25 protein-coding genes are annotated in these 24,895 nt (G+C 41.7%); 12 read left to right on the top strand and 13 right to left on the bottom strand.

Annotated elements, in window-relative coordinates:
• Positions 1 to 34 precede the first annotated feature (34 nt).
• Positions 35 to 1,072: a cobalamin biosynthesis protein CobW gene (gene cobW / locus VB836_RS04855; protein ID WP_323218261.1), complete on the top strand. Its 1,038-nt coding sequence runs from the start codon at positions 35 to 37 to the stop codon at positions 1,070 to 1,072.
• A gap of 388 nt (positions 1,073 to 1,460) precedes the next feature.
• Here the strand turns inward: cobW and VB836_RS04850 are convergent, their stop codons facing one another.
• From VB836_RS04850 to rimI, 5 genes are all read right to left on the bottom strand, one after another.
• Entirely contained in the window at positions 1,461 to 1,718 is a 258-nt protein-coding gene (locus VB836_RS04850; RefSeq protein WP_323218260.1) for a hypothetical protein, read from the bottom strand.
• Between the two features lie 105 nt (positions 1,719 to 1,823).
• A complete protein-coding gene (locus VB836_RS04845; RefSeq protein ID WP_323218259.1) occupies positions 1,824 to 1,994 on the bottom strand; it encodes a hypothetical protein in 171 nt (56 codons plus the stop codon).
• Positions 1,995 to 2,041: 47 nt separating this feature from the next.
• Positions 2,042 to 2,326 (bottom strand): hypothetical protein, encoded by a 285-nt coding sequence (locus tag VB836_RS04840; protein WP_323218258.1) that lies wholly within the window; start codon positions 2,324 to 2,326, stop codon positions 2,042 to 2,044.
• Between the two features lie 92 nt (positions 2,327 to 2,418).
• Positions 2,419 to 4,890, bottom strand: coding sequence for an ATP-dependent Clp protease ATP-binding subunit (locus VB836_RS04835; protein WP_046278521.1), 2,472 nt, complete (start codon positions 4,888 to 4,890; stop codon positions 2,419 to 2,421).
• A 645-nt stretch (positions 4,891 to 5,535) separates the two neighbouring features.
• Positions 5,536 to 6,135 carry a ribosomal protein S18-alanine N-acetyltransferase gene (gene rimI, locus VB836_RS04830; RefSeq protein ID WP_323218257.1) on the bottom strand — a complete coding sequence of 200 codons (600 nt, stop codon included), beginning with the start codon at positions 6,133 to 6,135 and terminating at the stop codon, positions 5,536 to 5,538.
• 398 nt (positions 6,136 to 6,533) lie between these two features.
• Between rimI and lysA the strand changes: the two genes are divergently transcribed.
• The 3 genes from lysA to VB836_RS04815 all read left to right on the top strand — a co-directional run bounded on the left by lysA (position 6,534) and on the right by VB836_RS04815 (position 9,805).
• Positions 6,534 to 7,928, top strand: a complete 1,395-nt coding sequence (gene lysA, locus VB836_RS04825; protein WP_323218256.1) for a diaminopimelate decarboxylase — start codon at positions 6,534 to 6,536, stop codon at positions 7,926 to 7,928.
• Between the two features lie 213 nt (positions 7,929 to 8,141).
• Complete coding sequence (cdaA, locus tag VB836_RS04820) at positions 8,142 to 9,059, top strand: diadenylate cyclase CdaA (protein ID WP_046278517.1); 918 nt, start codon at positions 8,142 to 8,144, stop codon at positions 9,057 to 9,059.
• Positions 9,056 to 9,805, top strand: coding sequence for an isoprenyl transferase (locus VB836_RS04815; RefSeq protein ID WP_323218255.1), 750 nt, complete (start codon positions 9,056 to 9,058; stop codon positions 9,803 to 9,805). Before cdaA ends, VB836_RS04815 begins: the two co-directional genes overlap by 4 nt.
• 33 nt (positions 9,806 to 9,838) lie before the next feature.
• On the opposite strand, the gene VB836_RS04810 is transcribed toward VB836_RS04815, so the two are convergent.
• Both VB836_RS04810 and VB836_RS04805 read right to left on the bottom strand, forming a co-directional pair.
• The gene (locus VB836_RS04810) at positions 9,839 to 10,111 is read right to left on the bottom strand and encodes a DUF3143 domain-containing protein (RefSeq protein WP_046278533.1); all 273 of its coding nucleotides are present in this window, start codon (positions 10,109 to 10,111) and stop codon (positions 9,839 to 9,841) included.
• A gap of 32 nt (positions 10,112 to 10,143) precedes the next feature.
• Entirely contained in the window at positions 10,144 to 10,716 is a 573-nt protein-coding gene (locus VB836_RS04805) for a J domain-containing protein (protein ID WP_323218254.1), read from the bottom strand.
• Positions 10,717 to 11,032: 316 nt separating this feature from the next.
• Here VB836_RS04805 and ypfJ point away from each other — a divergent pair, with 316 nt between their 5' ends.
• On the top strand, positions 11,033 to 11,884 hold the full coding sequence (gene ypfJ / locus VB836_RS04800; RefSeq protein ID WP_323218253.1) for a KPN_02809 family neutral zinc metallopeptidase: 852 nt from the start codon (positions 11,033 to 11,035) through the stop codon (positions 11,882 to 11,884).
• A 230-nt stretch (positions 11,885 to 12,114) separates the two neighbouring features.
• Here ypfJ and VB836_RS04795 read toward each other — a convergent pair whose 3' ends face one another.
• On the bottom strand, positions 12,115 to 12,483 hold the full coding sequence (locus tag VB836_RS04795; RefSeq protein ID WP_323218251.1) for a hypothetical protein: 369 nt from the start codon (positions 12,481 to 12,483) through the stop codon (positions 12,115 to 12,117).
• A gap of 235 nt (positions 12,484 to 12,718) precedes the next feature.
• On the opposite strand from VB836_RS04795, the gene VB836_RS04790 reads away from it, so the two are divergent.
• Entirely contained in the window at positions 12,719 to 12,940 is a 222-nt protein-coding gene (locus VB836_RS04790; RefSeq protein ID WP_323218250.1) for a hypothetical protein, read from the top strand.
• Positions 12,941 to 12,959: 19 nt separating this feature from the next.
• Here the strand turns inward: VB836_RS04790 and VB836_RS04785 are convergent, their stop codons facing one another.
• The gene (locus VB836_RS04785) at positions 12,960 to 15,215 is read right to left on the bottom strand and encodes an NACHT domain-containing protein (RefSeq protein WP_323218249.1); all 2,256 of its coding nucleotides are present in this window, start codon (positions 15,213 to 15,215) and stop codon (positions 12,960 to 12,962) included.
• Between the two features lie 143 nt (positions 15,216 to 15,358).
• Between VB836_RS04785 and VB836_RS04780 the strand changes: the two genes are divergently transcribed.
• On the top strand, positions 15,359 to 15,877 hold the full coding sequence (locus VB836_RS04780) for a hypothetical protein (protein WP_323218247.1): 519 nt from the start codon (positions 15,359 to 15,361) through the stop codon (positions 15,875 to 15,877).
• A 464-nt stretch (positions 15,878 to 16,341) separates the two neighbouring features.
• Here the strand turns inward: VB836_RS04780 and larC are convergent, their stop codons facing one another.
• Positions 16,342 to 17,628 carry a nickel pincer cofactor biosynthesis protein LarC gene (larC, locus tag VB836_RS04775; protein ID WP_323218246.1) on the bottom strand — a complete coding sequence of 429 codons (1,287 nt, stop codon included), beginning with the start codon at positions 17,626 to 17,628 and terminating at the stop codon, positions 16,342 to 16,344.
• A 73-nt stretch (positions 17,629 to 17,701) separates the two neighbouring features.
• Here larC and VB836_RS04770 point away from each other — a divergent pair, with 73 nt between their 5' ends.
• The 5 genes from VB836_RS04770 to VB836_RS04750 all read left to right on the top strand — a co-directional run bounded on the left by VB836_RS04770 (position 17,702) and on the right by VB836_RS04750 (position 22,767).
• Positions 17,702 to 18,370 carry an L-threonylcarbamoyladenylate synthase gene (locus VB836_RS04770; protein ID WP_323218245.1) on the top strand — a complete coding sequence of 223 codons (669 nt, stop codon included), beginning with the start codon at positions 17,702 to 17,704 and terminating at the stop codon, positions 18,368 to 18,370.
• A 216-nt stretch (positions 18,371 to 18,586) separates the two neighbouring features.
• Complete coding sequence (locus VB836_RS04765) at positions 18,587 to 20,044, top strand: ATPase domain-containing protein (RefSeq protein ID WP_323218244.1); 1,458 nt, start codon at positions 18,587 to 18,589, stop codon at positions 20,042 to 20,044.
• A gap of 172 nt (positions 20,045 to 20,216) precedes the next feature.
• A complete protein-coding gene (locus VB836_RS04760; protein WP_323218243.1) occupies positions 20,217 to 21,170 on the top strand; it encodes a diguanylate cyclase domain-containing protein in 954 nt (317 codons plus the stop codon).
• 89 nt (positions 21,171 to 21,259) lie between these two features.
• Positions 21,260 to 22,351 (top strand): redox-regulated ATPase YchF, encoded by a 1,092-nt coding sequence (ychF, locus tag VB836_RS04755; protein ID WP_046278511.1) that lies wholly within the window; start codon positions 21,260 to 21,262, stop codon positions 22,349 to 22,351.
• A 38-nt stretch (positions 22,352 to 22,389) separates the two neighbouring features.
• Positions 22,390 to 22,767, top strand: a complete 378-nt coding sequence (locus tag VB836_RS04750; RefSeq protein ID WP_323218242.1) for a phage holin family protein — start codon at positions 22,390 to 22,392, stop codon at positions 22,765 to 22,767.
• Positions 22,768 to 22,848: 81 nt separating this feature from the next.
• Here VB836_RS04750 and VB836_RS04745 read toward each other — a convergent pair whose 3' ends face one another.
• From VB836_RS04745 to VB836_RS04735, 3 genes are all read right to left on the bottom strand, one after another.
• On the bottom strand, positions 22,849 to 23,424 hold the full coding sequence (locus VB836_RS04745) for a hypothetical protein (RefSeq protein ID WP_323218241.1): 576 nt from the start codon (positions 23,422 to 23,424) through the stop codon (positions 22,849 to 22,851).
• 172 nt (positions 23,425 to 23,596) lie between these two features.
• Complete coding sequence (locus VB836_RS04740) at positions 23,597 to 24,175, bottom strand: hypothetical protein (protein WP_323218240.1); 579 nt, start codon at positions 24,173 to 24,175, stop codon at positions 23,597 to 23,599.
• 11 nt (positions 24,176 to 24,186) lie between these two features.
• On the bottom strand, positions 24,187 to 24,780 hold the full coding sequence (locus VB836_RS04735) for a hypothetical protein (protein WP_323218239.1): 594 nt from the start codon (positions 24,778 to 24,780) through the stop codon (positions 24,187 to 24,189).
• Positions 24,781 to 24,895 lie beyond the last annotated feature (115 nt).

The raw sequence follows: 24,895 nt of genomic DNA, 5'->3' as shown, positions 1-24,895 counted from the left end.
GATTCTCACCTGTAAAAAATCCTCAAAAAACGCTATGCACAAAATACCCGTTACCGTCGTGACCGGCTTTCTCGGAGCAGGTAAAACCACCTTAGTTCGTCATCTTTTGCAAAATAATCAAGGACGGAGAATTGCCGTTTTAGTGAATGAATTTGGGGAAATGGGAATAGATGGGGAACTCTTACGTTCCTGTCAAATTTGCGAAGAAGACGAAACCCCAGAAAATAATATTGTCGAACTAACAAACGGCTGTTTATGCTGCACGGTTCAAGAAGAATTTTATCCGACGATGCAGGAACTTCTCAAGCGACGTGATAAAATTGATTGTATTCTGGTTGAAACCTCTGGATTAGCCTTACCTAAACCCCTGATACAAGCGTTTCGTTGGCCGGAAATTCGCAATAGTGCAACCGTTGATGGGGTTCTGACGGTAGTGGATGCTCAAGCATTAGCTGCGGGGACTTTGGTGGGAGATTTAGAAGCTTTAGAAGCTCAACGCCAAGCTGATCCGAATTTAGAACATGAAACGCCCATTGAAGAGTTATTTGAAGATCAATTAGCTTGTGCGGATCTGGTTTTATTAACAAAAACCGATTTAGTAGATGAAAATTCGTTAACTAAAGTTCGAGAATGGTTACACCGAGAACTTCCCGCAGGTGTGAAAATTGTTTCTTGTCAGCAAGGAGAGATTGATACTAATCTTTTGTTGGGGTTTAATGCCGCAGTCGAAGACCATTTAGAAAGTCGTCCGAGTCATCATGATCACGAAGAAGAACACGAACATGATGATGAAATTAATGCAGTACAGTTTATTGTTGATCAAGCCTTTGAACCGAAAACTTTAATTGAAAAATTACAAGAATTAGTTCAACAACAGGAAATTTATCGAATAAAAGGCTTTGTTCATGTTCCAAATAAACCGATGCGAATGGTATTGCAAGGCGTCGGAAATCGTTTTGATTCCTTTTATGATCGTCTTTGGTTGAGTGATGAACTTCGACAAACTCGCTTAGTCTTTATCGGACGAGAATTGAATTTAACTCAGGTTGAACAAGCCATTTTGAACGGATAACTCTGATTGTTCAATATCTTGCAGACGCTCAATAGAAAGTCTCTTAGTTTTGCTTTTGTAGAGGCGCTCTTGAAGAGTGCCTCAAAAAATTATCTAATATGAAATACTTATAGCAGTTTTCAGTTCTGTTTGGGTAGAAACCCGGTTTCTAGCAGAAACCGGGTTTCTGGTTTGTACCTCATAGGAGCGCACACCGCTATAAATATTTGCTACAGATTTACACTGTTCCCCAGTGTAGCATTATGTTCCGTATTTCATATAAAATTTGTTGGATTTCTTTTTCTATTTCTTTGTGTTCTTTGTCTCTTTGTGGTTAAATAAGGCTTTATCCTTGTAAAAATACCAGAACTCACTGCTATTTTTTATCCAAAAAACCCAAGTTTTAGAGTCAAGAATGCGTCAGTCTTACACGAGTAAAGGTGTTAATTTGTTGGATGAGATTATCAAGTTGCGTTTGGTTAATGTAAGGATTGAGTAAAATAATTCTTAACCAGCGTTGTCCGCGATACAGAGGAAGTGACAAAAATATATTAGCATTTTGTAGTAAATAAGCTTGTAAATCAGCATTCCATTGCTCTTGCTCTTCCGGTAAAATGTTTGCAGGAATACTCCGAAAACAGATAATATTTGTGTCCGGTTGACTCACCACTTCTAAATCTTGTATTTTTGATAATTCTTGGAATAAATAATCGGTTAATTGATAGCTTTCATTAATTAATTGAGCATAACCCTTTTTGCCTAAATGTTGCAGTTATAACCACAATTTTAACACATCTGCATGACGAGTTCCTTGAATAGTAATTTCCCCTAAATTCATTACATCCTCGACGGTTTGCATATAGGGCGCACTAATTCTAAATTCAGTTTCTAACTGTTGAAACTCTCGAAATAAAACCATTGCACAAGTTCTCGCCACATACAACCATTTTTGCGGGTTAAACGTGATAGAGTCTGCTTGTTCAATTCCGTTTAATTTCTGACAATATGACCCATATAACCGGGATTTGCTGCATTCGTTGAACTTTTAATAATTGTGTTTAATTTTTCCAGTAAAACCGACTCTGGCGTTGAGGTTTCTGGAATTGAGATAAAATCTGTTAAGTCACCTATTTCTGGAAGGGGTGAATGATCAACAGCCGTAGCTAGGTGAGATAATATTAGGTCTAAAATTTGACTCGCCAGTTGTTCAATTTCCTGACGATTTTTCCCTTGAGGGTCAATAAAAGCAGTCTGGGGTAACTCCGAAAGATTCATCGACTGATTTGGTAATTGATTTTTTGATAGTAGCAATAAAAAAGGGTACGGTATGCCGCACCCTTAATTGTTAATACGAGTTGATTATTCGCTTATTCAGCCGCTTGGGGTAACAATTCCCGCTTTTCTCCGCGCAGAACAGTCACCTGTCCATCGCCATCGACATCAACAATAGCGGTGTCACCATCCTTGATCCGACCCGAGAGAATTTCCTCGGCTAAACTATCTTCGAGTAAGCGCATGATCGCCCGACGCAACGGACGAGCGCCGTAGCTGGGGTTATAGCCTTCCTCAACTAAACGTTCGTTGAAACGGTCAGTGATTTCCAGCCTGATGCCTTTTTCCGTCAGACGGCTAAAGACTTCGTTGAGCATAATCACCGCAATTTCCTTAACCTCATCCTTCGTCAACTGACGGAAGACAATAATCTCATCGAGACGGTTGAGGAACTCAGGACGGAAGTATTGCTTCAGTTCTTCGTTAACCAGGTTGCGAATGCGGTTATACTGAGCATCGGATTCGTTTTCAGAGAACTCAAATCCTAAGCCACCGCCACCTTTTTCGATCACCTTCGATCCGATGTTGGACGTCATAATGATCAAGGTGTTCTTGAAGTCTACCGTGCGACCTTTAGCATCAGTCAACCGTCCGTCTTCGAGAATTTGCAGCAACATATTGAAGACATCGGGGTGGGCTTTTTCGATTTCGTCGAACAGAACCACCGTGTAAGGACGCCGACGCACCGCCTCAGTTAACTGACCGCCTTCGTTATACCCCACATAACCCGGAGGCGAACCGATCAGCTTAGAAACAGTATGGCGTTCCATAAATTCCGACATATCTAAGCGCACCATCGCATCTTCTGAACCGAAGAAGTAGGACGCTAACGCCTTGGTGAGTTCCGTTTTACCGACTCCAGTGGGGCCTGAGAAGATGAAACTAGCAATCGGTCGGTTGGGGTTCTTCAAGCCGACACGGGCGCGACGAATGGCGCGAGAAACGGCTTTGACGGCTTCTTCCTGACCGATCAGACGCTGATGCAGGGTGTCTTCCATGTGCAGCAGCTTTTCGGACTCGGACTCGGTGAGTTTGTTCACCGGGATGCCTGTCCAACTGGCAACAATTTGGGCGATATCTTCTTCCGTTACCATTGGGGAATCATCCTCTGTGGTGCGGGTTTCCGATTTTTTGGTTTGAGCGATCGCCCGAATTTGCGACTTGATTTCCATCTCGCGATCGCGCAGTTCTCCTGCCCGATCAAAGTCTTGGGAACGTACAGCCTCGTCTTTTTCTTTGAGGACTTGACGCAGTTCTTTATCCAGTTCTTTGGCCGCCGGGGGCAGTTGGGAGTTAATCAACCGCACGCGAGAACCTGCTTCATCGATCAAGTCAATCGCTTTATCGGGTAAATAGCGATCGCTAATATACCGGTCTGAGAGTTTGGCGGCTGCTTCTAAAGCCTCATCCAAAATTTTCAGCTTGTGGTGCTGTTCGTAACGTTCCCGTAGACCATAGAGAATTTCTACGGTTTCGGTAACGCTCGGTTCACCGACCATCACGGGTTGAAAACGGCGTTCTAAAGCCGCATCCCGTTCAATGTGCTTGCGGTATTCATCGAGGGTGGTTGCACCGATACATTGCAGTTCTCCTCGCGCTAGGGCGGGTTTGAGGATATTTGCCGCATCAATCGCCCCTTCTGCCGCACCTGCCCCGATCAGGGTGTGAACTTCGTCGATCACCAGGATGACATTACCCGCCGAGCGGATCTCATCCATAATTTTTTTCAGTCGTTCTTCAAATTCTCCTCTATACTTGGTTCCGGCAACCAATAAACCAATATCGAGGGTAACGACCCGTTTATCTTCGAGGATATCGGGAATGTCGTTTTGGGCGATGCGTTGAGCGAGTCCTTCGGCGATCGCGGTTTTACCCACACCGGGTTCTCCGATCAACACGGGATTATTTTTAGTCCGGCGACCCAGAATTTGAATGACTCGTTCAATTTCCTTCTGACGACCGACGACGGGATCTAGCTTGCCTTCGGCGGCCATTTGGGTTAAATTCGAGCCAAACTCATCGAGCGTTGGAGTCTTGGTGCGACTGCCACTGCTTCCTGCTGTGACTTCTGCCGTTTCACCCAGCATCCGAATCACCTGAGTTCTGACTTTCGTCAGGTCAACGCCCAGATTTTCCAGAACCCTGGCGGCGACCCCTTCGCCTTCGCGGATCAGACCCAGAAGTAAATGTTCTGTACCTATATAGTTATGGCCAAGCTGGCGAGCTTCTTCTAAGGAGAGTTCTAGAACGCGCTTGGCTCGGGGAGTGAAGGGAATTTCAACGGCAACAAATCCCGAACCCCGACCGATGATCTTTTCGACCTCGATCCGGGCATCTTTGAGGTTGACCCCCATAGATTTGAGTACCTTGGCAGCAACGCCTGTTCCTTCTCCAATCAGACCCAGAAGGATCTGCTCGGTTCCCACAAAGTTATGACCCAGGCGACGTGCCTCCTCCTGGGCTAACATGATTACCTTAATTGCTTTTTCTGTGAAGCGTTCAAACATGGCAAATTTCCACCACCTGCTGCATACCCGTACGCTAATTTTAGCGTGACACTTTCAACTCCCGAAAAATTAAATGATAATAACAATGTTTAATTTTTCTGGGGTAGCCTCTAGGTTGGGGCTGAGTCGTCTGATGCAACTGGAAAAATCCAATTGGGGAGTAGACTAACAACCTTTCCCTTTCAGCCTACGAAGATTTCTCTTCATGGATCGGTTTTTTGTCTGTTTCTCTGTTGTTGATCGCTAGGCACTTGGGCTGATTTCTCAGTTAAAGTTTGTCTAGTTTTTCACCGAATTCTCTGTCTGAGTTGTACAGAAGATTACTGTAACGGAGAATACAGACCCTAGAATTGAACAGCAACTTGATTATCAATTTCAACTGGGGTTGAAGGAGATAGAAGCTGGTAAGTTCATAGAGCTAACCTACTGGGAACAGAATTTTCATTCTGTATAGGGGTTGTCTCTGGTGTTAATCGTTAAACACTGTTTGTTTTAGATTTAATGATGGATTCTAGCACAATCTTCTGAGGACGTGTCCTGGGTTCTCATCTGAGTGGGATCAGCTATAATAACGGGTCAGAGATTCTCCAACCGCCTGTCAAATTACCCTTGCGGCAAATTTTCACAGGGTTCTTGGATTTTATCTTAATTTTTTCTAAAAGGTTGGTGTTGGAAGCGATCGCAAATGTGTTGATACCAATCGGCGAGAGATTGTTCAAATTCCCGATATTGTAAGCCGTTTTTCCAGAGAATCAAAGCATCTTCTCCGGTATCCGGGTAATAATGGCGTCGTCGTCCAGCTTCTTTAAAGCCAAATTTGCGGTAAAGAGAAAGGGCGGGATGATTAGAAGCTCTAACTTCTAAAGTTGCTCGTTCGAGTTGACGTTGCCAAGCCGACTTTAGTAAAGCATACAACAAAGCTTGTCCTAAACCTTGCCCTTGATAATCAGGATGAATCAATAACAGCGTAATGTGAGCTTCTTCTAAAATCGCCCATAAACAGCCAACCCCGACTAAAGAGGGGGGAGCAATAAAATCCAAATTCGGCACCTCCACACTCAAATTCAGCCCGGATTTGGGACTCGGAGACTCTTGAACCCCCCAAGCGAGTAAATCACTATTGGGACTTTCTAACTCTCGTTGATAACCGGAGAGCGTCCACAGTCCCCCCAAGCACTGTTGATCGAGTTCAACGGCGGCGGGGAGTTGTTCTGATGTTAAAGCAAGCAGTTCTAAGCAAACCACGTTTAATCCCTTGTATCAATGAAAAGAGCAGCCCGAGTATTGTTAACCCTAATTTTGATGTACAATCTAGGTGGTCATTGACCCGCCTGAGTGACTGTGGGGGAATAAGTGCGACTCGCACCGTTTCCGGGAAGCTGAAACCCGTGTTTACGCCAAATCCTTCTAGGGCGTAGAAGCCAATAGAGTATTCAAGCGCCGAAGCGAACCCCCGAAGACTGCCAAGGTCTAAGGATAGTCCAACAGATCAGTCAGCACTAACTTGGGTTGAGTCAAAGCTGCGGAGACACCCGAAGACCAAAGCTGACTTCGGTGGGTAGAGGCTACAAGCCGATGAAACCCGAAGTGACCAAGCCATTAGGCGGGTAGTAGCTCACCGAGATTAACTCAATATACATCAAGTGGAAAAGTCAGGACTCCAATATCTACCTCAATCTACAGAGATCTCCAAAACTCGATCACCGAACCAGGAACTCTTACCCCTGAGTGCGCGGGTGAACGATCAGGATCACTTGGAAATCGGGGGCTGCGATGTGAAACTCCTTGTTGAGCGATTTGGCTCACCCCTCTACATTGTAGACGAACAAACCCTCCGTTCCGCTTGTCGTCAATATCGGGAAGCCTTTGAGCGTTACTATCCGGGTGAGTCTCTCGTTTTGTATGCTTCCAAAGCCTGGAGTTGTCTAGCAATTTGTGCGTTAGTCGCATCAGAAGGCTTAGGTTTAGATGTGGTTTCGGGTGGTGAACTCTACACCGCTATCCAAGCCAATGTTAATCCCAAGACGCTCTACCTGCACGGGAATAATAAATCCTTAGATGAGCTGGAATTGGCGATCGAGACAGGTTGTACGATTGTGATCGACAATTGGCTAGATTTGCAAATGCTGGCGCAGTTGTCTGAACAAATCTCGACATCTGCCCCGATTCGAGTCATGGTACGCTTGACACCGGGAATCGAATGTCATACCCATGAGTATATTCGTACAGGTCATCTCGATAGCAAATTTGGCTTTGATCCGAATCAATTTGATGCCGTTTTTAGTGCGATCGCTCAACAACCTTCCCTCAGTTGTGTGGGTTTACACGCTCATATTGGTTCCCAGATCTTTGAACTGCAACCCCATGATGATCTGGCTGGGGTGATTGTAGAAGCTGTAGAAAAAGCCAGTCAATATGGGTTAAATATTTCTGAAGTGAATATTGGCGGAGGTTTAGGAATTCGCTACACTGAAGGCGATGATCCTCCCAGTATTGACACTTGGGTAAAAACCGTAGCCCAGGCGATGGTTCAAGCCTGTCAACAGCGAAATCTTGCCCTACCGAAGTTGTTATGTGAACCGGGACGATCGATTGTTGGGCCTTCTTGTATTACCGCTTATACTGTCGGTTCTCAGAAACAGATTCCGGGAATTCGCACCTATGTGGCGGTAGATGGGGGAATGTCAGATAATCCTCGTCCGATCACTTATCAATCCGTTTATCGAGTGGTGTTGGCTAACCGGATGTCTGCACCTTTAAGTGAAACGGCAACCATCGCAGGAAAACATTGTGAGTCAGGAGATATTTTAATCAAAGATGCCCAGTTACCCCAGTGGGAAACGGGTGATATTTTGGCGGTTCTGACAACGGGAGCTTACAATTACAGCATGGCCTCTAACTATAATCGCTTACCTCGACCTGCGGCGGTTTTAGTCTCCCAGGGAGAGAGTAACTTGATTTTAGAACGAGAAACCTATCTAGACTTGATTCGCCAAGATCGTCTACCCGAACGACTGGGTACATTCAAGGACAAATAAGAAACGCTGTGTTTGATAGGTAAAACTGAGGGTCAAGGCTTACCCAGAGGCTGGGGATCTGGGGAGGATTAAGACCATAATCGTTGAGGGGAGGTCTTTGGGATTAATTCAAATCCTCCTCAACAGAGGCGTTTTCCTGACGGGGATCGAACTTTCTAACGGTTTGCTGGATTACATACACAAGACCAATAGTTAATCTTATCATCAAGTTCAATGAAATCGGGTCCTAGTAATGACCCTGGTTGGATGCAGTCCTGGTTAATTCACAGTATTGATATTGGACTGGTCTTTGCTGTCGCATATATGGTGCTTGTCATCATTGGAGAGCGTCGAACGCTCTGGATGGTCAGGGGGTTTATCATCCTGATGCTGGCTACAGCAATCAGCAACTGGGCAAACTTGAGATTATTATCAATCGCCCTCAATAGTCTGGTGACGGGTTCTGCGGTAGCAATGGCTGTGATGTTGCAGTCCGAATTTCGCCAGTTTCTAGAACAATTGGGTCGAGGAGAAGTTTTACAACTGTTTGGAAGGGGGCGCAAGGCTATCCCCGAACCGGATAGCGTGATTGATCAGATTGTAGAAGCTGTTAAGGAGCTATCCCAAAACCGTACAGGTGCTTTAATCATTATTGAAACCGGAAGTCCCATTGATGAACGGGACTTTTCGGTGCCGGGTGTGAAACTTAATGCTGAAGTGTCCAAAGAACTGCTACAAACTCTGTTTCAACCCAAAACATTACTCCATGATGGTGCAGTTTTGATTCGAGCCTCTCGAATAGCTGCCGCCGGAGTCATTTTACCCCTATCTGAACGGATGGCGTCTCGACAACTCGGAACTCGTCACCGCGCTGCGATGGGAATTACAGAGCGAGTAGCTAAATGTTTGTGTGTTGTCGTCTCTGAAGAAACTGGATCAATCTCGCTAGCAGAGAAAGGTGTTCTGAATCGACCGCTAACTAGCAGTAAACTAAAAGAATTACTAGAGGCTCGTTCATTTCCGTCTGGTGATGAAAGAAAAGCAACTCCGATTTCGATTGGAAGTCTCAAGCGCCAGATCGGATCAAAGGGATGGGCATTAATATCGCGGGTGTTTCGTCTTCGTTCATCAGCTTCTCGGGAGAAAAAATGACTGCAAAGCAAAGGGTTGTATACGAGTTACCTGCCGACCTCGATCCCAACCGACTGCCAAAACACATTGCCGTCATTATGGATGGTAATGGTCGCTGGGCGAAAAGTCGGGGCTGGCCGCGTACAATGGGTCATCGGCAGGGAGTGGACACGCTCAAAGAACTGTTGCGCTGCTGTCGGGATTGGGGAATTGAAGCTTTAACCGCTTATGCGTTTTCGACGGAAAACTGGGGCCGTCCCCTCGAAGAGGTGGATTTTTTAATGGCTTTATTTGAGCGGGTGTTAATGCGGGAACTGCGTGAGATGATGGAAGAGCAGGTACGAATTCAATTTGTAGGAAATTTGAAGGCTTTACCGACTTCTCTACAAGCCAAAATTGAAGAATCGATGGTATCTACGCGCAACAATCACGGCATTTTATTTAATGTAGCGACGAACTATGGCGGGCGTCAGGAAATTATCCGCGCTTGTCGGGACATTGCCACTCAAGTTCAGCAAGGACGATTAAATCCTGATGATATTGATGAAGTTTTATTTGAAAAACATCTTTATACGGCTGGATTGTCTCACCCTGACTTGCTGATTCGCACCAGTGGAGAAATGCGGATCAGCAATTTCTTACTGTGGCAAATGGCTTACGCTGAAATCTATGTCACCGATACCTTATGGCCGGATTTTGACAGTTCTGAGTTTCATCGCGCCCTCTGTTCTTATCAAAAACGTGAACGACGGTTTGGCAAGATCTGAACTTTCTGGCTAACCGTTTACTTGATCCAACGCTTAGGGGCCTGAAAAAACGGCTTCTTCTATATCCTGACGACTGAGGGAATATTTGAAGGAGCGTTGGATATCTTGATTTCCTTCTGCGGCGTTAATATAGCGGACTGTGATCTGCTCCACATCTAGCCACAGTTCCGCTTTCCAGGTGGATCGTTCTATCCGCCAGCAGTGCAGTTCGTGGGTATCTTGCTGACATCCTTGCGATCGCAACCATTCTTCGATTTTAGGAAGGGTGTGATTGTATAAGGGGGTTTGAGAAGACGGCAAGGTAATATTTTCAATAGTCATAGAAGTTAGTTGTTCATTTAGTTGTTAATTTCGAGGTAGCAACTCACCGCTTGAGCGGAAACAAGTTTTAAGTCTATCATGGCTGTGGGTGGCTGAATGGGTTCTAGAATTACATCTGAGCGAGTTAAACCGATGACAATTGCCAGAATCAAACAAGCAATTAAGCTAAATACCATGATAAATAAAGCAAAGAGTTCTCCGGCGGATAAGGGGCGATCTGTTGGATCGAGGTAAGCTGAGGAAGAAGAACTCTGTGAATGGTTTACCCTAAAATCATTCACAGGATGAGTTGGTTGAATGACATTATAGCGAGAATAGCGAATCTCGATGTCATAGGCTTGACGGCGCTCAGGATTACTAAGCGTTGCGTAGGCTTCATTAAGCTGTTGAAACTTGGCGGTGGCGACGGTTTTGGCTAACTGCGTTGTATCTGGATGATAACGCTTGCTCAGTTCTCGATAGGCTCGGCGAATCTCTATTGCTGAAGCTGAAGGATGCAGCCCTAATAAGCAATAGTAGCTATCAGCCCGAGAAGGATGTTCTGAGGCGGCTTGTCTTGTATGACCCGAGGTGGCTTCTTGACCTGTCACAAGAATCTAAGGCTTTATAGAGCATTTGAGATTTTCTACATATTTTGACACTCTTATCTCAGAATCGCAAGCGATCGCCTGGAAACATTTTTGACTGTTCTGAGAAGCTGACAGATCACTATTCTGAAAATTTTCTCAATGGGTTAAGATCTAGATTCTCGACCTAACACTCCAGGGCTAACTCTACACAAGTTTTCTCGGTACAAAAGAAGCGAATTCTTCCATTAGGAAGAGAAAGAATAGCTTGGATTCAGCTTAATATTGAGCTAAAATTAATTCTATTTCTAGCAAAAAAACCTGTGGAGGGTGATCATCTATGCGTTGGCAATTGGGGCGTCGCAGTGACAATGTGGAGGATAGACGGGGGAGTTCTCCTGGAGGTCGTATCGCTATAGGTGGAGGGATTGGTTCAATTCTTCTAGCACTCGCTGCACTATTTTTAGGCATCGATCCTGGCATTATTTTACAAGAACCGCGTGAACAAAGTTCTTATCCAGATTCTTCAGTTCGTCGTTCTCCAGAGGAGGAAGAATTAGTTGATTTTGTTTCTGTTGTTCTCGGTTATACCGAGGATACTTGGCAGCAAATCTTTCGTGAAAGAGGTGAAACTTATGTCGAACCGGAATTAGTTTTATTTTCGGATGCGGTTGAGTCGGCTTGTGGTTATGCTGAAGCGGCGACAGGCCCTTTTTACTGTCCGAGGGATCAAAAAGTTTATATTGACTTGAGTTTCTATAAACAACTTAAGAACCGCCTGAATGCACCGGGAGATTTTGCTCAAGCTTATGTTATTGCTCACGAAGTCGGACATCATGTTCAAACTTTATTGGGTATTTCCCAACAGGTGAATAATTTACAACGTAAAGTTGATAAAGTCAGCGCTAATGAACTTTCTGTGCGACAAGAATTGCAAGCGGATTGTTTTGCCGGAGTTTGGGCAAATCGAACTCAAAAAGCTGAACAAGTTCTCGAACAAGGGGATGTAGAAGAAGCGATGAATGCAGCCAGTAGTATTGGGGATGATCATTTACAACGGCAATCTCAAGGTTATGTGGTACCGGATTCGTTTACTCATGGAACTTCGGCTCAACGAGTTCGTTGGTTTAACCAAGGTTTACAAACGGGAAATATTGACGAATGCAATACTTTTGCAACAGAAAATCTGTAGTTTAATTAGGGTTCATGTAGGGGTTGAGTCAACTGTTGTTTGAGTTTCATTGATTGGGACTTTGCAGGCGATCGCTACATGATCCTTTTTTGTGAGTATTTAACCCGATTATATAGTATTTTTGGGGAGGAATCTTGAAATCCTTCCCCATGATATTAACTGTCCTGCTTTACTTTTTGATTAGCATCCTAGATGTCAACTCTGTATGACCACAGTCAGCACTCCTGAAACTAGAGAGAACCTTCATCTACTTCCGAGAAAAAGTAGTTGTAGAATTCATCACCTGTCACCTCGTTAATCACGACAACTCGACCTGTATCACGATCATACATGACGCGAACTCGTCCATCTGTAGCGATAAAATTGTTGCCTGTAGTTCGCTTGAGAATTTCTGCGAAAAAGAATTCACCTTCTTTAATTTGAACCGCAATTTCATTCGCATTTTGCGGAGTCATGTAGGTTACAGGTGTTGGGGATTCAGCAATCTGTATCAATGTATTTTCAATCGGATTTGCTTGAACAGGTAGGAAGCAGCCAAAGCCACTGAAAAGAATAGTGATCGCCAAAAAAATGGTCAAAAAAATGCTGTGAAGTTTCATACGCTCTCCTAATATCTAATCGAGAATTTCAGCGATGAATCCTATCATAAAAATAATCGTCTGACAAGGGGGGTTTTGTGCGATCTTAGAGTGAGCCATTTTTAATAAATCAAATATTAAGTTTCACTTCACTTAACCCTAGCTACAACTTAAGAGGCGATTGTCTCATGCACAGTACCCGATTTCACCGGATCTTGTTAGGCTGTAATGATAATAACGGTACAACATAAAGATTATGGTATCACAACCTTTATCGAATCTCAGCATTGAACAATTAAAAACCCTAGTTATTTCCATTGTTGATGAAAGACTTAGACAACATAACGTGATCCAAGAAAAACTCAATAAACAGCAATTGCAACAACTCTTTAACTCGATTGATTCTCATATTTGGAATCCCCCTAACTCTGGGCCTTCTACCTTACAACTTTTACAGGAGGATCGCGATCAATCATAATCCTTTTGCTTGGAAGTATTTAACTGTTGGGGCGATGTTGTTGTTTCCATTTTTCAATTTCTTCAATCGGAAGTAGTAGCGTTTCTTCGATTTCTTCTCGAACTTCAGGACTTACACTGCAATTACTTCTCAGACACTCCATTAAAAATATATTGCTTTCATAGTATTGTCTCATCCATCCTTTTTGACTTATATTTACTTGGGTTCTTTTTAAGGTTGCTATTTCTAGTTTTATGAGTTCGGATTTGATTTTGTTATAATTGCACTTTTCTTCGGGCGACCATTGATAAAATAGATATTCCTTTATTTCTTCCCTTTTTAGTCCAACAAAGTTCCCCCGCTTAAATATAAATCGATCTAATAATAGCTTGCGTTTCAAAGTGCCAAAATCAACATTAAAAAAATTTGACAAAAGGAAAAAAGTATCCTTGCGATTATTGTCAATATCTTCTGGGATAAAAAAAGATAAATTAAAATTACTGAACATAATAGATAATACTATACTATTAAAACTCCTTTCAAAGCTCAACACTCTAATAAAAACTGATTTGTATTGAGTTTCAACTGATAGAGATTTTTTGTGAATCTCAGCGAGAACATTTTGTAATTTCTGCTCATTAGCTATAATCCGATCAACTTTTGTTTTCAAAATTAGCAATAAACAGCCAGCATTAGGTAACATTCCAATAACTAATAAAAAGACTTCTCGCCAGCGTTGTTCAGTAATATGACTAGCAAAATTATTCAATATTTGATCTTCTATTGAAGACGGATCACAACTATTCACAATAGACTCGGCAGTTAAATATTCTTGAAAAGTTTTGTGAGGAAAAGCGTACTTTCTCCAACTTTGTTTAACAATTAATCCCGACTGAACTTGTATTTCCGAAAGACTCAGAGGACAATCTTTTAATAAATGTCTAACCTCATGTTCTTCAAAGTCTAATCTATCTTGTTCAAAAGAGATTGCTGCTATTTGAGTTAAAGCTTTTCTAACTAACTCAATTTCCGAATCAGATAGTGTTTGATGATTGCATCCTTTAAACTTGTTCCAATTTTTGAGCATCAAGTTTATTGCTTCATCATAAAGTTCGGAACGCTTGGAGGGTAAGTCATCTTTTTCTAGAAAAACCAAGCACATCAAATGAAGTAACAGAGGAGTAGAAGCTATCTCTTTTAATCCTTGATTTTTTTGTATTTTATCGATTAATAGGTTGGCTTTACCAGATAAATCATTTTTTAAAAGTAGAGAAGCATTATTAAACCAGTTTTCCACAAACTGGGGAATCTGACTTTTTAAGTCAAACTCTTTGATTTGAAATTGTTTGAATTTGGTAAATCGGGTTGATTTATATGCTTCATATTCCTTTCGACAAGAAATCACCAGCTTATTTTCCTGATAGTCTGAAGATTTTAACAAATCAATACCTTCAATAATTTGATCTATATATTGCTGCGGAACTTCATCCAAACCATCTAATAATAAAATAAATCGTCCTTGAGACAGTAAAAGTTTTAGTTTATCTTCTGAGACGTACTGCTTACTATATTGTTTTCTGATGACGCAACTAATAAAATCAGTCTGGCTCTCAAAATCAACAATTTTATGAACAGAGTTTAACTTGATGAAAATAGGTATTAGCTGAGTTGGAAAATTCAGTTCATCAAGGTGAGTCGCAATATGTTTTAACAGCGTAGTTTTACCTGCACCGGGACAACCCAACACAATTAAATTAGTATTTTCCAGTACAACCTGTTTCCAAAGTTGAGTTTCACCCATTACACCGAACGGCTTCAACTCATTAAGATTAGGATCAACATAAATTTCATCTAGATGAACTTCCAAAGGATTATAAAACAGATCAAAGAGTTCTAGGCTTTTGCATTGTTTGTTAAGTTCTCGCTGAAAATGCGATCGCACTTCTGCAACCAACACATCAATATCATCTTCTTGTTGATCGCATTCCTCATTAAAGACTGTTTCTTGTTCAGGTGATGGAGTTGGGGTAGAGTTAGATTCTTTTTTTCTTTCTATTGCAGCTTGAAAGTTTTTCTTACTAACTTTTTCTTCGAGTGCTTTTGACAGTAGCTTCCAAAGTTTCGCTCCTTCGTTTTTAACGTGCTGTTCTTCTCGATAACAAGTTTGTGCAATTACCTTATACTCCTGATCTTTCAAAGAACCCACAAATATAGACCTCTGTACATCAGTCAGATGCTTCCCTGTCTTGTCAAAAATGGCTTTATCTGCGATTTCTAATGCTTCTTCTACGTTCATAGAACAACCCATATAAACTCGTGATGTGACTTAATGTTACTTTTCAGTACCAAATCGGACTTTCAACTCCTTAATTTATAGTACCGACAAATTCTTCGTTTTTTTCCAGAATGAAGTCGTAGAGAGATTGAGGATAACTGAACATGATGATTTACGAAAACAATAAAGAATGGTCAAATAAATATCTTCCGACTATTAAAGCCATTTTGGGAGAACATCTAATTGTTCAATCCTCCCTAGAAATGGATCGCCAGCAAGCCACTGATCTTATTTTACTGAACGCTCGAAACTTAGCGATCGCCTGTCGGGTTCGACGTCCGGGTTTTGCGGCGAAATATCCCTATCAGTTCACCTTGCGGAGTCGTATTCCATCGGGAAAAAACACCGAACTTCAAAAAATTACCGACGGTTGGGGGGATTATTTATTTTATGGACACGCCGTTTCCGAAACTCAAACAACGATTAATCCCTGGTTTATTATTAACCTAAAAAGTTGGCGATCGCACATGATTCGTCGTCATAAAAGTTCTATTCAATTTGGAGAAAAATACAACCCAGATGGAACCGCTTTTGCTTGGTTTGACTTAAGCACTTTTTCGCCTGAACCGCCTATGGTGTTGGCGTCGAGTTTGTCGTTACCGAGTCCTCCTCAAGCGGCTTAAACGTTAAAATTCTCCCCTTACCATTTATTTCCAACTAACCCCCACCAACCTCCCCCAATCCCCCCTAGCCCCCCTTAGAAAGCAGGGCCGTTTCATTCTCAACCAGAAATTTGATGACCTAACCCCCCAACCCCCTTCCCTACCTCTCCCTAGCCCTCTCCTACAAGGAGAGGGAAAAGGAAAAAAGTTTTTTATTTGGAAGGAGGAGTAATTAATAGTTTTAGACATTTAATAATAAAAAAAAATACTCCCCTCTCCATTAAATAATAGTCCCATAGGGACACCATTTCCCTCTCCTCGTAGGAGAGGGTAGGGAGAGGTGGAGAGGGGTTGGGGGAGAGGTTCTAAGCAAATGTTTATCGACTTTGAAACAGCCCTGCCCTTAGAAAGGGGGGTTGGAGGAGGCTATTGGCTCCCTCTCCATTTATTAATAAAAAGGAGGAAGCTATTGGCTCCCTCGCCTTTCAGGAGAGGGTTGGGGAGAGGTTACGCTGAGAACGATGCCAATTTTCTAATGCTGTTCGATGAACATCTAACCAAGTTACATGATGATGTCGAGCGAGTTTAGCACAGTCTTCATATTCGGGTTGAACATTAACGATATTTTCTCCTGAATAGGCAACTTTTATCGAAACTGAACCGTAGGATGTTTCAACTGTTTGCATTTCTCGGTGTAAAATTCGCCGTTTTTGTTGGGTCGAACGAATGCCTAATGTTGTGGTTTGGCGAAATAAGATATCCTCACAAACGGATTGTTTTTCAGGATGACAAATGACGGTTAATAAGATGCCCAAACGAGATTTTTTCATGGTGATGGGTTGAGTGAATACATCCAACGCACCGACGGCTAATAATTCTTCTAAGGTAAAGGCGATCGCTTGGGGACTGAGATCGTCTATTTGGGTTTCTAAAACAGAAATAGTTTCGATTTCAACTGAAGAATGGTTAGAGGTTGAGGAAACGTGATGAGACATTGTATTTTGGGAAGATTCCCCGATCCAAAGTCGTAAAATATTCGGTAGGGGTAAATCTTTTGAACCTGCACCTAAACCGACTTTTTGAATTGACATTGCTGGAGGTTGTCCGAAGGTTTGAGCGAGAGTTATAGCGATCGCCGCTCCGGTGGGTGTAACTAATTCTCGTTCGATATTATTGCTGTAAACTGGAACTTGGCGGGTTTCTAATAACTTTAATACCGCAGGTGCAGGAACGGGTAACTGGCCATGAGCCGCCCGAATGACGCCTCCTCCGGTGGGTAACGCCGAACAATACAACTGTTCAATTTTCAACCAGTCCAAGCCTAAGCAAGTGCCAACGATATCTACAATGGCATCTGTCGCCCCGACTTCGTGAAAATGAACTTTTTGCGGTGAAATGCCGTGAACTGCCCCCTCAGCTTCAGCGAGTTGGCGGAAAATAGCTAAACTCCAAGCTTCGGCTTGTTTGGGTAATTGAGCGGATAGAATAATATTCTCGATGTCAGGGAGATGACGAACTGGAGTAGGATGATCAGGGTGATGATGGTGGTGAGAATGATCGTGAGGGGAATGGGTGAGATCGACATGAACTTTTGTGGCTAACTGACCATTGCGGTGAGTGGGTTCAGCCCAAAGCCGATATTCTGAGGAAAGCCCCAAACGCTCTAACTTTTCAGCAATATATTCGAGGGGTACTCCGGCGTGAACTAAAGCACCCAAACACATATCCCCTGCGATACCCGTTGAACATTGAAGATAGGCAATTTTGGTCATGGTTCGTTAACATCCTGACGATCTAATTTAAACTTTAAACGTTGAATCCACTGAAGTTCTAGAATTAAAAATTATGGCGACTTACTACGAAGTTCATCCCCAAAACCCCCAAGAACGGGCGATCACAAAGGTAATTGCGGATCTGCGATCTGGCGCGGTGATGCTTTATCCGACGGATACCGTTTATGCGATCGGCTGCGATCTTAATGTTAAGTCAGCCGTTGAACGGGTACGACAAATCAAGCAACTTTCTAATGATAAACCGTTGACGTTCCTGTGTTCGTCATTGTCAAATATTTCTAACTATGCAATTGTCAGCGATCAGGCTTATCGAATTATTAAACGATTAATTCCGGGAAGCTATACGTTTTTACTCCCGGCGACGAAGCTGGTACCGCGTCTGGTGATGTCTCCTAAGCGAAAAACTACAGGTATTCGAGTCCCTGATAATAATTTTTGTTTAACATTAATTGAGAAGTTGGGTAATCCAATTATTTCGACTTCGGCTCATATTACCAATGAAGAAGAAGGAGAAGCACCTGTCAGCCTGGAGATGACAAGAAATCTCGGGAAAGCGGAGTTATTTGATAGTTTAGAAAAGTTGGTGGATATCATTGTTGATGATACTTCTGATCCGGGTTATCAAGTGTCTACCATTCTCGATTTAACTGAGGATGAGCCGATTTTAGTTCGACAAGGAAAAGGATGGGAAGCAGTGGAGCGTTGGGTGAAAGAGAGTTAAAAGATGATCATTTTTGGCGATCGCCAAACCTGTAACTGTATTGAGAAGTTCCAACCTCTGCTCAAAATCGGATAGGAATTTCTACTGAAATTTTTTGGCAACAACATCATCCTCTAAAATTAGAGTTTTGAAAGGTCATTCATTAGGCTATGATGATTAAAGGATAATTTTGTTAAAGATTTAATAAAGCTTTTAGTATTGGTTGCAATTCAAAACATGACTCAAGCTCGACTTTCAACAGGGATTATTGGCTTAGATGAAGTTCTTTATGGGGGGTTTATTTCAGAACGCGCTTATTTAGTCAGGGGAGGGCCAGGTTGTGGTAAAACAACGATTGGAATGCACTTTTTGCAGGCTGGTCATTCAATTGGAGAAACCAGCCTATTTATTACTTTAGGAGAATCTGAAGCTCAGTTACGTCACATTGGTTCAGAATTGAATTTTGATGTAAATTCTATTCATTTTCTGGATTTGAGTCCGAGTTCTGATTTTTTTACTCAAGTTCAAAGCTATGATATTTTTTCACCTGCGGATGTTGAACGAGATCCCCTCACTCAAAAAATTGTTGAGGAAGTTGAAAGGCTCAAACCTCAGCGAGTTTTTATTGATTCGATGACTCAATTTCGCTATTTAGCGAATGATCCGTTTATTTTCAGAAAACAAGTGAGTGCTTTTTTACGATTTTTAAAAGAGCATAAAATAACCGTATTATTTACAACAGAAAGCAGTTCAGAAGCTCCAGATGAAGACTTACAATTTATTAGTGATGGTATCATTCACTTAGACTTTTCTCAGCAAGGACGTTACCTCAGTATTTTAAAGTTTCGCAGTTCAAACTTTCGTCCGGGATATCATTCTGTACGACTAACAGACTGCGGAATGGTGGTTTTTCCTCGACTGCTTCCCGAGAACTTTCAACAATCTTTTGCGCCCGAAACCATTTCTTCTGGAATTCCTGATTTAGATCAACTCTTACAAGGCGGTTTAGAACGAGGAAATATTACGATTATTAGTGGCCCTTCGGGAGTAGGGAAAACGACGTTAGGAATGCAGTTTATGAAAGAAGCAGCAGGGCGAGGAGAGCGTTCATTAGTTTGTAGTTTTGAAGAAGCACCCGAAACATTAATTCGTCGCTGTGAGTCCGTCAATATACCTGTAAAAGCCATGATCGAACGAGGAACCTTAAATCTTCTGTCGATCGAACCCCTCCTGTACACACCCGATGAGTTTGCCAATACCGTTCGGCAAGAAGTTGAGAAATATTCGGCTCAAATTGTTATGATTGATAGTATGGCAGGTTATCGGCTTTCTTTCCAGCAGGAAAACTTAACCAATCATCTTCATAGTCTGTGTCGCTATCTCAAAAATATGGGAGTTGCGACATTATTGATTAATGAAATGGAATGGATCACAGGCGATTTTAGGGTGACGGAGTTGGGGATTTCTTATCTAGCAGATAACATTATTTTCATGCGGTATCTGGAAATTCGAGGGGAACTTCGCAAAGCGATAGGCGTTCTGAAAAAACGACTGAGCGATTTTGAAAAAACCTTGCGAGAAATTGAAATTACTCGTTATGGAATTAAAGTCGGCGAACCCTTGACAAACCTGCGGGGAATGCTAAGTGGAAATCCCGAATTTATCCGCTTTGATGAACGGGAAAACTTCAAATAAAAGTAACAAATAAGCTTGGTAAAACTCGCTGATGAAAGGTGAGACTTTTCAGATAAAAATCGATGATCTAAGAGTTTTTCCAAAGGGCTAGACTTGAATGACCCTAGTTTTAGTGCCACTCTTGTTAGGGTCAGTTACAGAACAGAATTGGCAGTTTTATTGGTAAACTGTGATGAATAATACTTTACTCTTGTTAATTGCTCACAAAGAAAATTGTCGTCTTTTAGTTGAACTGCTTGAGCATCACTATCAAATGATTTGGGGTGATAATGAGCAAGCACTAGAAGAACCTTTTGATTTGTGTTTGCTAGATGGAATAATGCTCAAAAAATATTATCAATATATACAATATCAACGAACCGTTTTAGAACCGATTTTTTTACCCTTTTTATTAATTACGCCTCGACAACAAGCGAAACACTTAACCGATCAAGTGTGGAAAAGTGTTGATGAAGTCATTTTTAGTCCGATTGAAAAACCCGAACTCTTTTTAAGAATCGAAGGGTTAATGCGAGTGCGACGAATGTCTCTACAACTCCAAGAAAAGATAGAACAAGAGCATTTAATTAATCAAAAACTTGAAGCTAAAAATAAAACTTTATTAACCTTAGCGACTCTAGATGGTTTAACGCAAATTCCTAACCGTCGTAGTTTTGATGAGATGTTAAATCAAGAATGGTTGCGGTTATGTCGAGAGCAACAATCTTTATTTTTAATCTTGTGTGACATTGACTGTTTTAAAACTTACAACGATACTTTCGGACATCTCGCCGGAGATGAATGTTTAATCAAAGTCGCTCAAACGCTTCACCAAGTTATTCGGCGTCCGGCTGATTTAGTGGCTCGCTATGGGGGTGAAGAATTTGGGATTATTTTACCCAATACTTCCGCTCAAGGCGCCATTCATATGGCTCAACGAATTCAAGCTGCTATACAAACCCTAGCGCTTCCTCATTCCGCTTCGGAAATTAGCGCATTTGTGACGCTTAGTATTGGCGTTTCTGGGGGAATTCCTTGTTGTGAAGCGTCTCCTGTTACCTTGATTAAAATTGCCGATCAAGCACTCTACCAAGCTAAAATAGAAGGACGAAATCGCTTTCTTCTCAAACCGTTGAAGTCGGAGTAAACCTAAACAACCCGAATTCATAAAAAAGGTTCACAAAAAGAGCGTTTTGTCTGCTATTGTTACAGGGGTAACACCTTTTAATCTGCGATATGCTCAGAGCTGGAATTGTTGGACTTCCGAATGTTGGTAAATCAACCCTTTTTAACGCTGTCGTTGCTAATGCTAAAGCCACAGCCGCGAATTTTCCGTTTTGTACGATTGAACCGAATGTGGGTGTTGTCGCCGTACCCGATGAGCGCCTAGAGGTGTTAGCTAAAATTTCCAATTCTGAACAAATAGTCCCCACTCGGATTGAATTTGTTGATATTGCAGGATTGGTGAAAGGCGCCAGTCAAGGTGAAGGATTGGGAAATAAATTTTTGGCGAATATCCGTCAAGTTGATGCGATTATTCATGTGGTTCGTTGTTTCGAGGATGATGATATTATTCATGTTTCTGGTTCCATAGATCCGGTACGCGATATTGAGATCATTAACCTAGAATTAGGACTCGCCGATTTAGCACAAATCGAACGTCGGATAGAACGAGTTCGTAAGCTAGCCCGTACCAGTAAAGAGGCTCAATTAGAGTTAGGCGCGTTAGAGAAAATCACCGCAGTATTAGACGCCGGAAAAGCGGCTCGACAAGCCGACTTAACTGACGAAGAAATCGAAGCCGTGAAAGTCTTAGAATTGTTAACTCAAAAGCCGATTATTTACGCAACTAATGTTTCCGAAGAAGACTTAGCAACCGGGAATAAATGGGTTGAACAAGTTAGAGAAATTGCTGCTAAAGAAAATGCTCAAGTGGTGATTATTTCGGCTCAAGTTGAGTCAGAATTGATTGAATTACCCCCAGAAGAACGAGCGGATTTTCTCGAGTCTTTGGGCGTGAAAGAAGGTGGTTTAAAATCTTTGATTAAAGCCACTTATCAACTGTTAGGTTTACGAACCTTTCTAACCACTGGGCCAAAAGAAACTCGCGCTTGGACAATTCAAGCCGGAATGTTAGCCCCGCAAGCCGCAGGTGTTATTCATACCGATTTTGAACGAGGTTTTATTCGCGCGGAAACCGTTGCTTATCAAGATTTAGTCACGACAGGTTCGATGACTGCGGCGAAAGAAAAAGGGTTGGTACGTTCAGAAGGTAAAGATTATACTGTACAAGAAGGAGATGTGCTACTATTCCGGTTTAATGTTTAGGGTGTAATCCAAAAAACATCACTGAAGAGGAAACTCAGATGGACAATATAATGGACAACCCCGTTAATTTACTAATTATTTGGGTTGTTAATGCGATTAGTTTGTTTGTTATTGCTCAACTTCGTCCGATTACTGGCGTTGAAATTGATAGCTTTCAAAAAGCTTTATGGTCGGCGGCTATTTTTGGAGTTTTAAATGTTTTGGTTCGACCTTTTTTGATTCGGTTAGCGGTTCCCCTAGATGCCGTTTTCTCTACCTTTATCGTTGGCGTTATTCTGAATATGGCAGTTTTTGGATTAGCGGCTTGGTTAGTTTCAGGATTTCGTTTGCAATGGGGAGTCCTAAGTGCTTTAATTGGTTCAATTGCATTAGGAATTATCAATTCTGTCATTTATCAAATCATTGGAGTTCAGTAACAAGACTTTGATTTTGAGGTTTTAGAGACACCGACTTTTTTGAATCTGTTCTAAAGGTCGGTGTTTTTAATTAAAATTAAATCACATCAATTTATTCTGTTTAAATTCAGCATCTCGCTGTTTCCAGAATTCATCTCGTTTGGCTTGATCTGCTTCTAACTTGGCTTTTTTTGCTGCGCCTAAATCTTCATTCAATTTCCGATAAATTGCATATTCCCATTGTTTCGCGGGCGAATTTTTAACAGTTGAATAATGTTCGATCATCTGTTGAAACCCATATCCCGCTAACCCCAGAATTGCGCCTGCTGTGGCGACAGGTACAACTCCAATACTAACAGCAGTTCCCCCAACAGTTAACCCCATTCCCCCAACAATATTCGCAACCCCTACGCCTGCGATCGCACCTCCAACCAGAGGTAAAATAACAGAAGAATCTGATTGTTGAATGGCTTGTTTTGCACCATAAGCCGCCACACCTACAACGCCACCTGTTAAAGTAATGGGTAGGCTTCCCACTGCAACCCCACCAAACCCACCCACTAACCCCATCCCTCCTATTGTTGTGGCTAAACTGGCGCCTGTTGTGACTCCTGCGAGTGCAAATGTTGTTGCTTCTGTTAGGGGTTTGATTGTGTTAAAATTGTGAGAATTATTCATTATTTTTCCTCAATAAAACGAATTAAAATCTATTTGTAGGGGCGGGTTCAGAACAGTTATCAGTTATCAGTTATGCAGTGACCAGTGAAAACAGTTTACAGTTCTTGCAGATATTCGTGATCAAGATTCTCTGTTCACTGTCTACTGTTCACTGTAAAACCCGCCCCACCCCTTAGCTAGCAGAATTCAGCAATCTCAAAACTTCATTCAGTTTGGCTTCTAACAGAGTATTTTGTTGTTCTAACTTGTGGAGTTGCTGTTGTTGTAAACTCACGGTTTGTTTTAAAGTTTCTACTTCCTGTTCAAGAGTTAGACTTTCCTTTTTTCCACCCGTATTAAAAGCTTCTAGAACTTTATCCCAACTGGGTTGAAACTTAAAACCATAAGTTTTCTGTAAGTATTGATAAGCTTTCTGACAACTCCCAAAACGAGCTTTTAAAGAATCTTTTGTCCAATAATCTGCATTTTTGAGATATTCTTGTTCGAGAACCTGAGATGTATTGGGTGATAAAGATGCAACTTCAACATCAATATATTCATCAGAGTTAACGGATTGCTTTTCTTCAGCTTCTTCTACCTGTGCATAAGCATATCCCAGTCGCATTCCAGACTCAACTGCATCAACGGTTTGATCGGCTAAATTTTCAGCAATATCGCTCAGATTTTCTACACCTTGATTAACTTTGTTAATACTTTTCTTTATTTTGTCAAAGCGGCTTTCATCTTGCAGGGTTTCTAAAATATTTGGCATTTTTTTTACTCCTATTTCTTATCTAACAAATTTTTTCCGATTGTTCGAGAATTTTCTTGACTGTCAGGATTAGAATTAATCTCCGCTTTTTGCTGTTTAATCAGTTCGCCAATATCTGTAGTAAAGAAAATCTTAACGGCTCGCATGATGTTTTGTAGACGTTCAAATGTACCTAGTATACCATTTGTTCCTTGAACATCATCATAAGTATTTTTTAAGTTTTGAATCATGTTTGAGATTGCTTGTCTTTCTTCTTTCAAATAAATAATTTCTGCGGTTATTGTATTGAGTTCTTGTTTAAGTTCTTGCTTTTGAATGTCTTTCTGTTGCAATTCAAAGTTTCGTCTTTCAAGTATTCTCTCAATTTCTTGTTTTTCTTGTTCGAGAGTTTCTAACTGCTTAATTTTTTCCCGAATATCTTGATTAAGGACAACAATTTTTTCTTTTGCTTCTCTTTGACGACGAACAAGCTGTCCCCGACTACTGGTTAAACTTCTATAAGTATTCCGCAAATCATAATAGTTGGCAATCAATTCTTCGTAAGTTAAGTTCTCGGCTTTTGCAGGAAATTCACTGACACTTCTGTATTCTTTAAATTCAGGCATACTGTTTATGACTCCGATCTCGAAAAAAATTACAACTCTATTCTAATTTATCATACGGGTTGAATCAAACCTATTCGGGTTGATACGGAAATTTTTATAATAAACTTTTACCTGT

Source organism: Limnoraphis robusta BA-68 BA1 (genome assembly GCF_034932365.1).
Classification (GTDB): Bacteria; Cyanobacteriota; Cyanobacteriia; order Cyanobacteriales; family Microcoleaceae; genus Capilliphycus; species Capilliphycus robustus.
This window is presented reverse-complemented; position numbering and strand designations above follow the sequence as displayed.

Bases quoted from the DNA above. Each gene is read 5' to 3' on its own strand.
- VB836_RS04815 (WP_323218255.1), top strand. From the start codon at position 9,056: ATGACTGCAAAGCAAAGGGTTGTATACGAGTTACCTGCCGACCTCGAT.
- VB836_RS04835 (WP_046278521.1), bottom strand. From the start codon at position 4,890: ATGTTTGAACGCTTCACAGAAAAAGCAATTAAGGTAATCATGTTAGCC.
- VB836_RS04785 (WP_323218249.1), bottom strand. From the start codon at position 15,215: ATGAACGTAGAAGAAGCATTAGAAATCGCAGATAAAGCCATTTTTGAC.
- VB836_RS04765 (WP_323218244.1), top strand. From the start codon at position 18,587: ATGACTCAAGCTCGACTTTCAACAGGGATTATTGGCTTAGATGAAGTT.
- cobW (WP_323218261.1), top strand. From the start codon at position 35: ATGCACAAAATACCCGTTACCGTCGTGACCGGCTTTCTCGGAGCAGGT.
- VB836_RS04780 (WP_323218247.1), top strand. From the start codon at position 15,359: ATGATGATTTACGAAAACAATAAAGAATGGTCAAATAAATATCTTCCG.
- VB836_RS04750 (WP_323218242.1), top strand. From the start codon at position 22,390: ATGGACAATATAATGGACAACCCCGTTAATTTACTAATTATTTGGGTT.
- VB836_RS04795 (WP_323218251.1), bottom strand. From the start codon at position 12,483: ATGAAACTTCACAGCATTTTTTTGACCATTTTTTTGGCGATCACTATT.
- ypfJ (WP_323218253.1), top strand. From the start codon at position 11,033: ATGCGTTGGCAATTGGGGCGTCGCAGTGACAATGTGGAGGATAGACGG.
- VB836_RS04735 (WP_323218239.1), bottom strand. From the start codon at position 24,780: ATGCCTGAATTTAAAGAATACAGAAGTGTCAGTGAATTTCCTGCAAAA.
- VB836_RS04790 (WP_323218250.1), top strand. From the start codon at position 12,719: ATGGTATCACAACCTTTATCGAATCTCAGCATTGAACAATTAAAAACC.
- cdaA (WP_046278517.1), top strand. From the start codon at position 8,142: ATGAAATCGGGTCCTAGTAATGACCCTGGTTGGATGCAGTCCTGGTTA.
- VB836_RS04840 (WP_323218258.1), bottom strand. From the start codon at position 2,326: ATGAATCTTTCGGAGTTACCCCAGACTGCTTTTATTGACCCTCAAGGG.
- VB836_RS04745 (WP_323218241.1), bottom strand. From the start codon at position 23,424: ATGAATAATTCTCACAATTTTAACACAATCAAACCCCTAACAGAAGCA.
- VB836_RS04770 (WP_323218245.1), top strand. From the start codon at position 17,702: ATGGCGACTTACTACGAAGTTCATCCCCAAAACCCCCAAGAACGGGCG.
- larC (WP_323218246.1), bottom strand. From the start codon at position 17,628: ATGACCAAAATTGCCTATCTTCAATGTTCAACGGGTATCGCAGGGGAT.
- VB836_RS04760 (WP_323218243.1), top strand. From the start codon at position 20,217: ATGAATAATACTTTACTCTTGTTAATTGCTCACAAAGAAAATTGTCGT.
- ychF (WP_046278511.1), top strand. From the start codon at position 21,260: ATGCTCAGAGCTGGAATTGTTGGACTTCCGAATGTTGGTAAATCAACC.
- VB836_RS04740 (WP_323218240.1), bottom strand. From the start codon at position 24,175: ATGCCAAATATTTTAGAAACCCTGCAAGATGAAAGCCGCTTTGACAAA.